Annotated in this window: 13 protein-coding genes; 2 read left to right on the forward strand and 11 right to left on the reverse strand. The window is 64.3% G+C overall.

The genetic code is table 11. The features are described 5' to 3' along the window. Positions 1–82 precede the first annotated feature (82 nt). From BcanWU425_RS06925 to BcanWU425_RS06940, 4 genes are read right to left on the reverse strand one after another with little or no spacing between them, the layout of a single operon-like run. A complete protein-coding gene (locus tag BcanWU425_RS06925; protein WP_085350087.1) occupies positions 83–1,651 on the reverse strand; it encodes a GMC family oxidoreductase in 1,569 nt (522 codons plus the stop codon). A gap of 29 nt (positions 1,652–1,680) precedes the next feature. After that, a complete protein-coding gene (locus BcanWU425_RS06930) occupies positions 1,681–2,229 on the reverse strand; it encodes a gluconate 2-dehydrogenase subunit 3 family protein (protein ID WP_204512381.1) in 549 nt (182 codons plus the stop codon). 44 nt (positions 2,230–2,273) lie between these two features. Next, positions 2,274–2,669 carry a VOC family protein gene (locus BcanWU425_RS06935; protein WP_018453475.1) on the reverse strand — a complete coding sequence of 132 codons (396 nt, stop codon included), beginning with the start codon at positions 2,667–2,669 and terminating at the stop codon, positions 2,274–2,276. Further along, a complete protein-coding gene (locus tag BcanWU425_RS06940) occupies positions 2,670–3,056 on the reverse strand; it encodes a c-type cytochrome (protein WP_018453476.1) in 387 nt (128 codons plus the stop codon). 305 nt (positions 3,057–3,361) lie between these two features. Between BcanWU425_RS06940 and BcanWU425_RS06945 the strand changes: the two genes are divergently transcribed. Beyond that, the gene (locus BcanWU425_RS06945) at positions 3,362–3,670 is read left to right on the forward strand and encodes a hypothetical protein (protein ID WP_085358069.1); all 309 of its coding nucleotides are present in this window, start codon (positions 3,362–3,364) and stop codon (positions 3,668–3,670) included. 62 nt (positions 3,671–3,732) lie between these two features. Here BcanWU425_RS06945 and arfB read toward each other — a convergent pair whose 3' ends face one another. The 7 genes from arfB to BcanWU425_RS06980 all read right to left on the reverse strand — a co-directional run bounded on the left by arfB (position 3,733) and on the right by BcanWU425_RS06980 (position 12,876). Then, positions 3,733–4,149: an alternative ribosome rescue aminoacyl-tRNA hydrolase ArfB gene (arfB, locus tag BcanWU425_RS06950; RefSeq protein WP_018453479.1), complete on the reverse strand. Its 417-nt coding sequence runs from the start codon at positions 4,147–4,149 to the stop codon at positions 3,733–3,735. A gap of 113 nt (positions 4,150–4,262) precedes the next feature. Then, entirely contained in the window at positions 4,263–5,630 is a 1,368-nt protein-coding gene (locus BcanWU425_RS06955) for a M16 family metallopeptidase (RefSeq protein ID WP_085383812.1), read from the reverse strand. Next, complete coding sequence (locus tag BcanWU425_RS06960; RefSeq protein WP_198957602.1) at positions 5,627–7,021, reverse strand: M16 family metallopeptidase; 1,395 nt, start codon at positions 7,019–7,021, stop codon at positions 5,627–5,629. The genes BcanWU425_RS06955 and BcanWU425_RS06960 overlap by 4 nt, the downstream gene beginning before the upstream one ends. A gap of 198 nt (positions 7,022–7,219) precedes the next feature. Beyond that, positions 7,220–7,945, reverse strand: coding sequence for a hypothetical protein (locus BcanWU425_RS06965; RefSeq protein ID WP_085383811.1), 726 nt, complete (start codon positions 7,943–7,945; stop codon positions 7,220–7,222). 97 nt (positions 7,946–8,042) lie between these two features. Further along, the gene (lspA, locus tag BcanWU425_RS06970) at positions 8,043–8,537 is read right to left on the reverse strand and encodes a signal peptidase II (protein ID WP_204512380.1); all 495 of its coding nucleotides are present in this window, start codon (positions 8,535–8,537) and stop codon (positions 8,043–8,045) included. Between the two features lie 156 nt (positions 8,538–8,693). Next, the gene (gene ileS / locus BcanWU425_RS06975) at positions 8,694–11,702 is read right to left on the reverse strand and encodes an isoleucine--tRNA ligase (RefSeq protein WP_085350081.1); all 3,009 of its coding nucleotides are present in this window, start codon (positions 11,700–11,702) and stop codon (positions 8,694–8,696) included. A gap of 202 nt (positions 11,703–11,904) precedes the next feature. Beyond that, positions 11,905–12,876 (reverse strand): bifunctional riboflavin kinase/FAD synthetase, encoded by a 972-nt coding sequence (locus BcanWU425_RS06980; protein WP_204512379.1) that lies wholly within the window; start codon positions 12,874–12,876, stop codon positions 11,905–11,907. 228 nt (positions 12,877–13,104) lie between these two features. Between BcanWU425_RS06980 and BcanWU425_RS06985 the strand changes: the two genes are divergently transcribed. Then, a complete protein-coding gene (locus BcanWU425_RS06985; RefSeq protein ID WP_007596883.1) occupies positions 13,105–13,500 on the forward strand; it encodes a response regulator in 396 nt (131 codons plus the stop codon). Positions 13,501–13,591: the final 91 nt, after the last annotated feature.

Consider the following 13,591-nt stretch of genomic DNA (forward strand, 5'->3'; position numbering starts at 1 on the left):
AGTCCCGAACAACAAGCCTTCGCCGAACTCCTTCCCGGGGCAATGGGTCCTGGCTTTCGCCAGGACGACGAACGAGATTGGATCAAATTTCCTTCTTCTGCATCGCACCCGCAATGTAATCCGCCTGCCGGATCGCCAGCGAGACGATGGTCAGCGTCGGATTGCAGGCTGCGCCGCTGGTGAACTGGCTGCCGTCGGAGACGAACAGGTTCTTGACGTCGTGGCTTTGCCCGAACTTGTTGACCACACCATCCCTGGGCTTCTCGCTCATCCGGTTGGTGCCGAGATTGTGCGTGCTCGGATAGGGCGGTGTCGGATAGCTCACGGTGGCGCCGACGGCGTCGTAGACCGCAGCGCCCTGCTTGTAGGCGTGCGCGCGCATCGCGAGATCGTTGGGATGATCGTCGAAGTGCACGCTTGCGACCGGCTGGCCGAACTTGTCCTTCACGACAGGATCGAGCGTGATGCGGTTGGTTTCCTGCGCCATGTCCTCGCCGACCAGCCACATCCCGGCCATCCTGGGATAACCGTCGAGCGCGGCGGTGAACGGACGTCCCCAGGCGCCGGGGTTGAGGAACGCCGCCATGAAGGGCAGTCCGAGCGACAGCGTCTCCATCTCGTAGCCGCCGACGAAGCCGCGCTTCGGATTGTTGGCGGCCTCGTCGCGGATGATGCCGGCCATGGTGGTGCCGCGATACATGTGCACCGACTTCTCGAACACGGCATAGACGCTACCGGTCATGTGGCGCATGTAATTGCGGCCGACCTGACCGCTTGAGTTGCCGAGGCCGTCGGGGAACATCGTGGATGCGCTGTTCAACAGCAGCCGTGGGCTTTCAATCGAATTGCCGGCGACCGCAACGATGCGTGCCTTCTGGCGCTGCATTGCACCGCTCTCGTCGGCGTAAACCACGCCGGTGACTTTGCCGGCGGCATCGTGCTCGATCTTGACCGCCATGCTGGCGGGGCGAACCTCGAGATTGCCGGTCGCCTCGCCCTTGGGTATCTCGGTGTAGAGCGTCGACCATTTCGCGCCGGACTTGCAGCCCTGGAAGCAGAAGCCGATCTGCTGACAGGCGCCGCGTCCGTCGCGCGGCTGGCTGTTGATCGCCATGTTGCCGGTGTGCACCGTCTTGTAGCCGAGCTTCTTTGCGCCGGCCTCCATCACTCTGAAGTTATTGTTGCCGGGAAGTCCGGGAATGCCGTTGGTGCGGGTCACGCCCATCTTGTTCTCGGCCTTGGCGTACCACGGCTCCATCTCCGCGAGCGTGACCGGCCAGTCCAGCAGGTTGGCGCCGGGAATGTTGCCGTAGGTGCTCTTCACCTTGAACTCGTGCTCGTCGAACCGCAGCGACGCGCCAGCCCAGTGTGTGGTCGAGCCGCCGACCGCCTTGACGATCCAGGCGGGAAGACCCGAGAAGTCTTTTGCGACGCGCCATGATCCCGATGTGGTGCGCGCATCGGTCCAGGCGAGCTGCGAGAAACTCTCCCACTCGTCATTGACGAAGTCCTGATTCTCGATGCGGGGACCTGCTTCGAGAATCACGACCTTGACGCCCTTCTGTGCGAGCTCGTTGCCCAGCGTGCCGCCGCCGGCACCGGAGCCGACGATCACCACAACGCTGGAGTCGTTCAGATCGAATTTTGCCATATGCGTTCTCCTGAACCGTTGGGTGAGCCTTAAGCCTTCGGCAGCCAGTCGATGTCGGCGAAGCCGCGGTTGATGTAGCCGCCGTGTTCGGCGGAGGAGCCCTCGTAGCCGAACCGCGGCCAGACGTCTTTCTGGTTGTAGAGAGAGACGACGAGGTCGCCGCGCACCTTCTGGAAGAAGTCGCTCTGCTCGATCTCCTTCAAAAGCACCACGCGGTCGGCTTCCCAGGGCACTTCGACATAGGGCGCCTTGTGGCGATCACGCGCGTTCTGATCGAGCCTGGTGATGCCGTCGCTGATTAGCGCCTTGACGGCGGGGTCCTTGGCGGCCTTTCCGTCCCACGGCTTGATCGCGGTGATGTAGTAGCTGTCGCCGAGGACGTCGTGTGGATAGATATCGCGCGCGACTTTCAGCAGCGTCTTCATCGTCGCGGGCGAAAGCGCGCTTGCCTCGTCGGCCCAGGCGCCCTCGATGCTGACGGCGATGCTGGTCGCGACTGCCGCGACCGGCACGGCGGCCGCGGCGCCCTTGAGAAAGATGCGGCGGCTGTGCCTGCTTCGACGATCGACTTCTCTCATGGCATTCCTCCTTTGATTATTATGATTTTGATTTTGTGGTTCGATCAGTTGAAACGTCCGCCGCGCTGGATCACCTCGATCTTGTAGCCGTCGGGATCGCTGACGAAGAAGAAGCGCGCCAGCGTTTTGCCGTCGTGCTTGAAGTCGCGCAGCGGACCCGGTGCGAGCTTCTCACGCTCGAAGCGGGCATGTTCGGCATCGAGATCCTCGACCACCACGGCGAGATGTCCGTAGCCGTCGCCGAGCGCATACGACTCCTTGCGATCGAAATTGACCGTCAGCTCCAACTCGAAGGGTGAGGAGGGGTGACGCAGATAGATCAGGGCAAAGTCTGCGAACTTCAGACGGTCGGTGACTTCCAGGCCAAAGGCCCGTCTGTAGAAGTCGAGCGAGCGCGCCTCGTCGAGTGCGCGGATCATGGAATGGACCGGCTTTGCCACTCAGTTCTGCTCCTTAAGAAAGGCGATGATGGCGGCGCGCGTCTCCGGCTTCGCCTGCCGGTAGACCATGACCACGCCGGGAATCACGGCTTGCGGATTGGTCAGCCATGCGTCGAGCTTCGTCTCGTCCCAGGCGAAGGCTGCTTTTGCGAGGGGCTCTGAATAGTGAAAGCCTTCGACCTTGCCGGCGGGCCGCCCGACGATCCCGACCAGCGGCGGACCCTGCCGCACCGGTTCTGACAGGTTCGTGGTGTGGCACACCGCGCATTGCTGCTTGAACAGTGTTGCGCCATCCGGCGGCTTTGCAGCCGGCAAGGGCATCTGCGCCTCGGCCACCCGCACCACCAGCACCACCGCGGTGCACAATCCCAGCACGATCGCGCGCATCGTCAAAAGTCCGCCCGTCGACGTCAATTCAGCGTGCGCAAACTCTAGGCGCGGCAAAACATGCGGTGGTAGTAGCGGGCTGTTTCGCTGCGTGCGGAGGTGCACGCGGGTGCGTTGTTCCGCGCTGCCGTATATGCGGAGGACAATTCCGCGAAACCGCCGTCAAATCCCTAAACGATCACCACACGAGACAGGTTGCATTGCGGTCGCGCCGTTCGAGCTCGTAACGCGATGGACTGGTTCGGCTCAGACGGACGGCGCATCAAGCCGCCGAACCGATCATCGCGAAAATCCAGGAGAAATGGATGAAGTTGGTGAAGACCTCCGCAATCGCATGCGCCGTCTCGGCTCTCATTGTGACACCGGTTCTCGCGCAAGGTACGTCGTCTGGCGCGAGGCCTAGCGGCACCGTGCAAAGCAAACCGATGCAAGGCAGCACAATGGGCAGCGGCGACGAGGAGATGAGCGCCCAGCCGGGCGCGGCGGGCGAGTCGACGGGCATGAAGCCGACGAAGGGCACCAGGGGCACGGTTGGCACCACGGGCAGTGCTGCACACAAAGGGACCGCCGACGATTCCGCGACGGGCGGTGCAGCCACGGGCAAGCGCTACTAGCCAATGGAGTGAGACGGCAGAACTCCGGTCGCCCTGCGGCCGGAGTTCTTTTGCAGTCTCTGCTAGTCGTCGAAACCGCGCCCGCGCTTCGACTTGATGTCGCTGCGGTGTTTCTTGCCCTCGAGCCGGCGCTGCTTGGAGCCAAAGGTCGGCTTTGTCGCGCGCCGCGGCTTCGGCCGGATCATGGCTTCGCCGAGCATCTCCGTAAGGCGGTCGATGGCGTCCTGGCGGTTGCGCTCCTGGGTGCGGAAGCGTTGGGCCTGGATCACGATGACGCCGTCCTTGGTCATGCGCTGCCCTGCGAGCCGGGCGAGGCGCAACGCGGCATCCTCCGGAAGCGTCAGCTTCCGGGTGTCGAAGCGCAATTGCGCCGAGGTCGCGACCTTGTTGACGTTCTGCCCGCCCGGGCCGGAGGCGCGGACAAAGCCGATCTCGATGTCGTCCTCGTCGATGACAAGATCGCGGGATATCCGCAGCATGGTGGCACCATTCGTGATGCCCGGACATATCCCGGACGCCCAAGTTCGGCAATGGCGCCCCCAAATGCAAATGGCCGGGCGAGCCCGGCCATTTCAGAAGGGTATGGAAGACGTCAGTTCGACTTCGTCGCCGGTGCGGCTGCCGGTTGCGCCGCGGCCTGCGGAGCGCGGCCGACGACGACGGTCAGGAGGCCCTGGCCCCAGAGGCGCTTTGCGGCCGCCTTGGCGTCGTCCATGGTGACCGCATCCACGACGGCGTTGCGCTTCTCGATATAGTCGATCGGCAGCTTGTCCTGTTGATATTGCAGCAGCGCCTGCGCGAGCTTCGAGGAGGTGTCGAGCGCCAGCATCTGCGAGCCCTTGAGGTAGGACTTGGCCTCGTCGAGCTCCTTCTGCGTCGGGCCTTCCTCGGCGATCCGGCGCACTTCCTTGTCGATGGCGTCGATGGTGTCGCCGGCACGGTCGGCGCGGGTGCCGGTATTGCCGATGAAGACCGCCGAATGCTCCATCCAGAGCAGCGATTCGAACACCGAATAGGCCAGCCCGCGCTTCTCGCGCACCTCGCGATAGAGCCGCGAGGACAACCCGCCGCCGCCGAGGATGTGGTTGACAACATAGGCAGCCATGAAGTTCGGATCGCTGCGCTTCACTCCGGGGCCGCCGAAGGTGATCACGGTCTGGGGCACATCGAGCGTCACGAACGCGCGTTGCGGCGGCTTGGCGGCCTCGACGTCGGGGACGGGCGCGAGATTGGCCTTGGCGGGCAGGCCACCAAAAGTGTGATCGAGCAGCTTGCCGAGCGTGGCTGGATCGACATCGCCAACCACTGCGATCTTGAGCGTATCCTTGGCGAGCACGCGGCCGACATAATCCTTCATGTCGGCAACCGTGATGGTCGGAACGCTGTCGAGGTTGCCGTTGGACTGCCGGCCGTAGGGATGATCGCCGAAGGCGACCTCCAGGAATTTGCGGCTCGCCAGCGAGGTCGGGTTGGTGGTCTCGCGGCGCAGGCCCGAGATCACCTGCGAGCGGATGCGCTCGACATCGGCCGTTTCGAAATGCGGCGAGGTCAGCGCGCTCCGCAGCAGGTCGAAGGCCTCGTCCTTGTTGTCGCGCAGCATGCGCAGGCTGCCGCGGAAGGTGTCGCGGGTGGCGCTGAAGGAGAGCTCGATGGCGCGGCGGTCGAGCCGCTCATGGAAGGTCTTGGAATCGAGATCGCCGGAGCCTTCGTCGAGGAGATCGCCGACCAGATTGGCGACGCCCGACTTGTCCTTGGGATCCTGTGCCGAGCCGCCGGCAAAGGAATATTCCATGGCGATCAGCGGCACGGTCGCATCCTGCACAAACCAGGCCTCGATGCCGCCCGGCGAGGTCAAATGCTGGATCTTTGCTGCCGCCTGCGACGGCGAAACGGTCGCGAGCGCGAGTGCCGCGCCGGTGACCAGGGAGAATGTGACACGTCGAAGGAAGGGATAGGTCACGAACGCTTCTCCTCGCGCTTGGCGGCGCCGGTGTCCTTGATCAGATAGCCCGTCACCGAGCGCTTCTTCTCGAGCCATTTCTGCGCGACGGTGCGGACCTGCTCGGCGGTGACCGCGCGGATGCGATCGGGCCAGCTCCGGATGTCCTCGATCGACAGGCCCGTGGTCAATGCCCCGCCATACCAGCGCGCCAGCACCGCCTGATTGTCCTGGGCGTAGATAGCCTCGGCGATGAGCTGGGTCTTGACCCGCTCGAGATCCTCGGCGCGGATCGGATTCTGCGCGATATCGGCGATGACGCCATCGACCACCTGCTCGACCTCGGCGAAGCTGACGCCGGATTTGGGCGAAGCCGAGATCGCGAACTGGGTCGGGTCGAGCGAGATGCTCGAATAGCTGGCGCTGGCGGAGACCGCGAGCGGCTTGTCGACCACGAGCGCACGGTAGAGATAGGAATTGCTGCCGCTGCCCATCAGCTGCGCCAGCACGTCGAGGGCCGCGCTTTCGCCGGCCGCAGCCGTGGTCGCCGAGGGCACCAGGTAATAGCGTCGCAGGCCGGGTTGCTCGACGCGCGGATCGGCGAGGGTCACGGTGCGCGGCGCCGCGGGCTCCGGCTCCTGCGGGCGGACGCGCCGCGCCGGGATTGCGGGCTGGGCCGGGATGGACCCGAAATTGCGCTCGACCAGCGGGCGGATGTCGGCGGGCTCGACGTCGCCGGCGATCACGAGGGTCGCGTTGTTCGGCGCATAGAAGCGGCGGTAGAAGGCGAGCGCATCCTCGCGATCGAGTTTCTCGATCTCCTGGTGCCAGCCGATCACCGGCCGGCCGTAGGGATGGTTGAGATAGAGCGCGGCCATGATCTGCTCGTTCAGCCGCGCGTCCGGATTGTTGGCGACGCGCATGTTGTACTCTTCGAGCACGACGTCACGCTCCGGCAGCACGTTCTCGTCCTTGAGGATCAGGCCGGTCATGCGGTCGGCCTCGAACTCCATCATCTTCGGCAGCTGCTCTTTCGGCACCCGCTGGTAATAATTGGTGTAGTCCACCGAGGTCGAGGCGTTCTCGTTGCCGCCGACGCGGAGCACGGTCTGGGAGAATTCGCCGACCGGATGCTTCGATGTGCCCTTGAACATCAGGTGCTCGAGGAAGTGCGCGAGCCCGGACTTGCCCGGCGTCTCGTCCGCCGAGCCGACCTTGTACCAGATCATTTCAGTGACGACGGGCGTGCGATGGTCCGGAATCACCACGACCTGCATGCCGTTTCCGAGCGTGAAGCTGGCGGGCGGAGCCGATGTCACCGTGGTCTGCGCAAGGGATGCGCCGGCCGTGAGGACACTCGTCGAAAGCAGCGCGGCAAGGAGGCGGGCAGCCGATCGGTAAGAGGACATCATGATCCTTATGAAAGGCCGAGCCCGGATGTCCGGCTCGGAGGCACGGCATGGTACACCGTGCGGCAAACGCTTCGCGTCACGAAGCAGAGAACTCAACTCGGGCGCAAGTTACTGATAAGCAATTAAAGACCGCGTCCGGCGCGCACGAGCCGCCGGCGCGGGACCGCGTCTGTCGGGATGTCGCAAAGGGACAGGAGGCTATTGTTCCTTGTCCTTGCCGGACATGATGTCGAAATAGGTCCGCCGTGTCTTGTCCTCTCCGGCGCCATAGGCGTAGCTCGGAGACGGCGTCTGGTAGCCGGGCGGCGGCTCGACCAGTGACTGGCGCGGCGGCTCGGTCGTGAATTGCTTGGCCTCGCCTTTGTTGTTCGACATCATGCCCCACAGACCGCCGGTGAAACCGAGCTGGGCCGGGCTGAGCGACGGATTGCCGTTGGTGCCCGGCTGAATAGGATCATTGCTCGTGCGCTCGGGTGCGGCTGTCCTGCCGACCTCCATCTCGGCGGGCGACAACGCCCGGCCTGCCTGCCAGCTCTCCGTGGCCTTGACGGCCTTCTTCCGCTGCGCGATGGCCTCCTTGCGGCGTCTCTCGTCAGGGTCCTTCGGCCAGTTCGGCGCGTTCTTGGCTTCAACGCCGGCGGGCGGCGGCAGGTCGAGCTTGGGCGGCACCACCAGCGGCGACCGCTCGCGGTATTCGATACCCTTCTTCTCCATGCTCTTGGCGCCGATGCCCGACATCAGATTGTCGATGAGCTTCTCTTCGAAGGTCATGTCGTCGTCGTCCTCGCCGTCGTCACCGGCGCGGGCGGCGCCAGCCGACATGACGAGACCGATGCCGAGCGCGACAGCGGACAATTTCAACGCGCGCCAGAGCCCCTGCCGGGGGTCTTCAACCATCGAACCGCTGGTCTTCGAGCTGCGCATCACTGTACCTGTTCCAAAATGTGGCAGTTTGCCGCTCTCGCGCGGCATAATCCCTCGCAAAAGCAAGGTTCCGCCTGCCGGTCCGTATCGGCCGGGATCAGGGCGCTTTTGCGGCGGGTACCCCCAGGAAGGAATCATACAATAGCGCCGCCACGCCAGCAACGATGGCCACGTCCGCGAGGTTGAACACGTACCAATTATAGGTATTTCCGCCGATCTCGACGTGAAACAGGACGAAATCGACCACCGCGCCATAGGCCAGGCGGTCGATGCCGTTGCCGATGGCGCCGCCAATGATCAGGCCGAGCGCGATGGTTGCCAGCAGGGTGTGGGAGCGGGCCATCCAGATCGCCAGCGCAACCACCGCGAGGACCTTGACGGCCATCAGCGCCATTTGCGCCGCCTGACCGTCATTCTGGAGCCAGCCGAAGCTGATGCCGATGTTCCAGGCCAGCACCAGGTCGAAGAACGGGGTCACCTCGACCGCGCCGCGACGGGCGAGGTCGAACACGTTCAGCAGCCAGAGCTTTGAAGCCTGGTCGGCCACGAGCGTGAGCAGGGCCGCGAGGATGCCGGCGCGGAGCGGGGTCATGGGCAGTCCGCCACAACACGCTCCGTCGTCGTCCTGGCGAAAGCCAGGACCCACACTCCGAGGCGGTCGTTGTTTGAAAGACTTGTGGTCATCAGCCTTCGTCGCAATTGGCGGCCGTGGAATGGGTCCTGGCTTTCGCGAGGACGACGGTGAGACCTAGATGCTGACCCCCAGCGCCTTCCATTCGCGCAGCGCCTGGGCATCTCGCGGGGTGACGTCGGGGTATTCGGGGTCCTCACCCACCGCCGGCGAAATCTTCCAGGAACGGGCGCATTTGGTGCCGACCGCCTTCTCCACCACGACAGCGACGCCTGGAACGGCATCGAGACGGAATGCGGAAGCCGGCGCCTCGCCCTCGCGCACCTCGTAATTCGAGGTGATGCAGATCTCGGCGAGGTCGGTGTCGAACAACGTCGCAAGCATGTCGCGGTCGGCGACATAGATGACCGGCGATGCCTCCAGCGACGAGCCGATGTTCTTGGCGGCGCGTTCGAGCTCCAGCGCACCGGTGACGACACGGCGGACGTTGCGGATCGCTTCCCACTTCGCGGCGAGCTTGTCGTCGCGCAGGCTTTCGAGGTCGTCGGGAAACTGCGTCAGGTGCACCGAGGGCTCGGCGTCGGGCCTGTACATGCGCCAGGCTTCCTCCGCGGTGAAGCTGAGGATCGGCGCCAGCCATTTCAGGATCGAGCTGCACAACAGGTCGATCGTGGTCAGCGCCGCCTTGCGCGTCAGCGAGGACGGCGGATCGCAATACAGCGTGTCCTTGCGGATGTCGAAATAGAACGCGGAGAGCTCACTGTTCAGGAACGCGGACAAGGTTGCGACCACGGTCTTGTAGTCGAACTCCTGATAGGCTTTGCGGACGACGGCAGCACGGACCGCGAGCTCGTGCAGCATCAGCCGTTCGAGTTCGGGCATGTCGGCGGGCGCGACTGCGTCGGCCGGCTTGTAGTGATCCAGCGTTCCCAGCATCCAGCGCACGGTGTTGCGCAGCTTGCGATAGGTCTCGATGGTGTTCTTCAGGATCTCCGGGCCGATGCGCTGGTCGTCGGCATAGTCGGTGGCGCAGACCCAGAGGCGCAGGATATCCGCGCCCGAATCCTTGATCACCTTCTGAGGCTCGACGGTGTTGCCGATCGACTTCGACATCTTGCGGCCGTTCTCGTCGAGCGTGAAGCCGTGGGTGAGCACGATGTCATAGGGCGCGCGGCCCCGCGTGCCCGCGCTTTCCAGCAGCGACGAATGAAACCAGCCGCGATGCTGATCGCTGCCTTCGAGATACATCACGGTGTCGTCGCCGCCGTCGACCTTGCGAACGATGTTGCCGAGCTGCGGGAAGTTCTGGCGATCCTCGAGCACGAAGGCATGTGTGGAGCCGGAATCGAACCAGACGTCGCAGATGTCGTCGATCTTCTTCCAGTCTTCCTTCGCGCGGGATCCAAGGAAGCGCTCGCGGGCGCCGTCCATGTACCAGGCGTCGGCGCCTTCCTCCATGAAGGCCTCGGTGATGCGCTGATTGACGATCTCGTCCTGCAGGATCTCGGCCGAACCGTCGCTGTTCTCGCGCACGAACACGGCGATCGGCACGCCCCAGGCGCGCTGGCGCGAGATCACCCAGTCCGGACGGTTGGCGATCATGCCGTTGATGCGGTTCTCACCCGACGGCGGCACCCATTGCGTGACCGAGATCGCATGCAGCGCGCGAGCCCGCAGCGTATCGCCCTTCCTGGCGTGGCCATCTTCGCTGATGTCCTTGTCCATCGCGATGAACCATTGCGGCGTGTTGCGGAAGATCACCGGCTTCTTCGATCGCCAGGAATGCGGGTACTGGTGCTTGAGGCGGCCGCGCGCGAGCAGCTTGCCGGCCTCGACCAACGCCTTGATCACGGCTTCATTGGCATCGCCCTTCTCGCCCTTGTCGTTGAGCACGCGCTTGCCGGTGAAGCCGGGGGCCTGCGCGGTATAGGCGCCGTTCTCGTCGACAGTGTAGGGGATCGCGGTCGAGATGCCGCGCTCATCGAGCTCGCGGGTATTGGCCATCCAGACGTCGAAATCCTCGCGGCCGTGGCTCGGCGCGGTGTGCACGAAACCGGTGCCGGTATCGTCGGTGACATGCTCGCCGGCGAGCAGCGGCACGATAAACGCGTAACCGCCATCGAGGCCGCGCAAGGGATGGGCGCACTCCACGGCGTCCAGCGTATCGCCGGGAATGTCGCGCAGCTTCTCATAGGCCGTGACGCGCGCCTGCTTGAACACCTCTGCTGCAAGCGCATCGGCCAGGATCAGGAGATCGCCGGTCTTTGCCCAATTGTCCGCGGCCGCATCCGTCACCTTGTAGAGGCCGTAGGCGATCTTCGGTGAGAACGAGATCGCGCGGTTGCCGGGCAGCGTCCAGGGCGTGGTGGTCCAGATCACGACCGATGCATTGGCGAGCGCACCATGTGCCGGGGACGTGACGGGAAACTTCACCCACACCATGTCGGAGGTGTAGTCCTCGTACTCGACCTCGGCCTCGGCGAGTGCGGTCTTCTCGACCACGCTCCACATCACCGGCTTGGAGCCGCGATACAGGGTGCCGTTGGCGGCGAACTTCATCAGCTCGCGGGCGATCTGCGCCTCGGCGGGATAGCTCATCGTCTGATAGGGATGATCCCAGTCGCCGATGATGCCGAGCCGCTTGAATTCCTCGCGCTGCACGTTGATCCAGTGTGTCGCATAGGCGCGGCATTCCTTGCGGAACGCCACCATCGCAGCGGAGTCGCGGAAGTCGGGCTTCTGCTTGCCCTTGGAACGGTAGTTCTCTTCCTCGATCTTCCATTCGATCGGCAGGCCGTGGCAGTCCCAACCGGGCACGTAGTTGGAGTCGAAGCCGAGCATCTGCTGGCTCTTGGTCACGACGTCCTTGAGGATCTTGTTCAGCGCGTGCCCGATATGGATGTTGCCATTGGCGTAGGGCGGGCCGTCATGCAGCACGAATTTGGCGCGGCCCTGGGCTTCCTGGCGGAGCTTGTCGTAAAGGCCGATGTCGTTCCAGTATTTCAGCAGCTCCGGCTCGCGCTGCGGCAGGCCGGCCCGCATCGGGAATTCGGTCTGCGGCAGGAACAGGGTTTTCGAATAGTCTTTGGCTTCGGATTTTTGGGACTTTTGTGGCTTGTCGGACATGAGGCTGACTGGCTCGGAAGGGCGCGGGAACGGATGGCGATGCGGAATCGCGGGTGAAACGACGACATCCCGGTCTTGCGCCGAGCCGAAAGCTCAGGCGGAAGCCGGGCCGCTAATCCCTATGATGCGCCGCGCAAACATGGGCTCTCCATAGCAGGGGGGCGGGGGAAGCGCAAAAGGTTCGGCGGGCCGGTTTCCGGCCTCAATCGATGACGCCAAGCCGCGGAAACGCGTCCGGGGCGGCGGCGAGCATGGCGCGGGCGCGGGCGGAATCGTTGTCCATCTGGCGGATCAGGGCATCCAGGCCCTCGAATTTCAGCTCCTCGCGGATGAAGCCGATAAAGGCGCAGTCGAGCGTCTGCCCGTAGAGATCCCCCTTGAAGTCGAACAGAAAGATTTCCAGCAGCGGCGCACCATTATCGAACGTCGGGCGGCGGCCGAAGCTTGCCACCCCGTCCAGCCGCTCCACGCCGCGGCCGACCCGCACCGCATAGATGCCGTGCTTGAGGCCGCAATTGGCATCAAGGCGGATATTGGCGGTGGGATAACCGAGGTCGCGGCCGCGCTTCTCGCCGTGGATGACCTCGCCGGTGATGAACCAGGGCGCGCCGAGCATGGCCGTGGCCTCGTCGAGTTGGCCTTCGGCGAGCGCGATCCGGATCGCGCTGGAGGAGACCGGCCGCTCGTCGATATCGACATGCGGCTGCACGTCGACCTCGATGCCGAGCCGGGGCGCCTCGTTGACGAGGAGGCTCGGCGAGCCGACCCGACCCTTGCCGAAGTGGAAGTCGTAGCCGACGGCGATTCCGCCGATGCCCAGGCGCCCGATCAGGTCGTGGTGAATGAAGTCTTGCGCGCTGGTCCCGGCGCGGGACTTGTCGAAGGTCATGACCACGGCGCCGTCAAGTCCGGTGCCGGCCAGAAGCCGCAGCTTGGCACGCTCGTCCGTCAGGCGGAATTGCGGGGTGTTGGGGCTGAAAAACCGGCGCGGATGCGGCTCGAAGGTCAATGCCAGCGCAGGGCGGCCATGTAGCCGGCCCATTTCCAGGGCCGCAGCGATTACGGCGCGATGGCCGAGATGAACGCCGTCGAAATTGCCCATGGCGACCACGGCACCCCTTGCAATGGCGGAGTCCGGCGTGGTGTCGCGGATAACGGTAAAATGCGGGGCCATCAGGGGAATCTCGAACCGGCGGGACCGGCCGGGACCGTGGCGCGACGGGCCGGATGAAGTCAAGCGGGAGGGGGCGGCCGCATCGAGTGCGATTTCAGTCCACCGGGGGCGTTCCCAGTTAACGCGCTGTTTAACGCCTTGGTGCTAGTCCTTGGGCGTGGAACCGCGGGGCTCCGGCCCGGCAGGTCCGATCGTAATATTTCCTGGGTTTGCGTTGGGGGAGTCGAGATGGCGGTTGATTTGTCGATGTCGGTTCTGGTGGTTGACGACTACAGCACCATGATCCGTATCATCAGGAACCTCCTGAAGCAGCTTGGCTTCGAGAATATCGATGATGCAAGCGACGGTTCGGCAGCGCTGAACAAGATGCGTGGCAAGAAGTACGGGCTCGTGATTTCCGACTGGAACATGGAGCCGATGACGGGTTACGACCTGCTGCGCGAAGTGCGCGCGGATCCGAACCTCGCCACCACGCCCTTCATCATGATCACGGCCGAATCAAAGACCGAGAACGTGATCGCGGCCAAGAAGGCCGGCGTGAACAACTACATCGTCAAGCCGTTCAACGCGGCGACGCTGAAGACCAAGATCGAGGCGGTCTTCCCGGACATGGCGAGCGCGTAAGGCGCGATCGAAGCCATCAGTTGAATTCGGAAAGCCCGGGCGATTGTCCCGGGCTTTCTGCGTCGGGTTCGTCGTTCCGGAATCGACGCCC

The organism is Bradyrhizobium sp. WU425, assembly GCF_021052305.1.
GTDB lineage: Bacteria > Pseudomonadota > Alphaproteobacteria > Rhizobiales > Xanthobacteraceae > Bradyrhizobium > Bradyrhizobium canariense_D.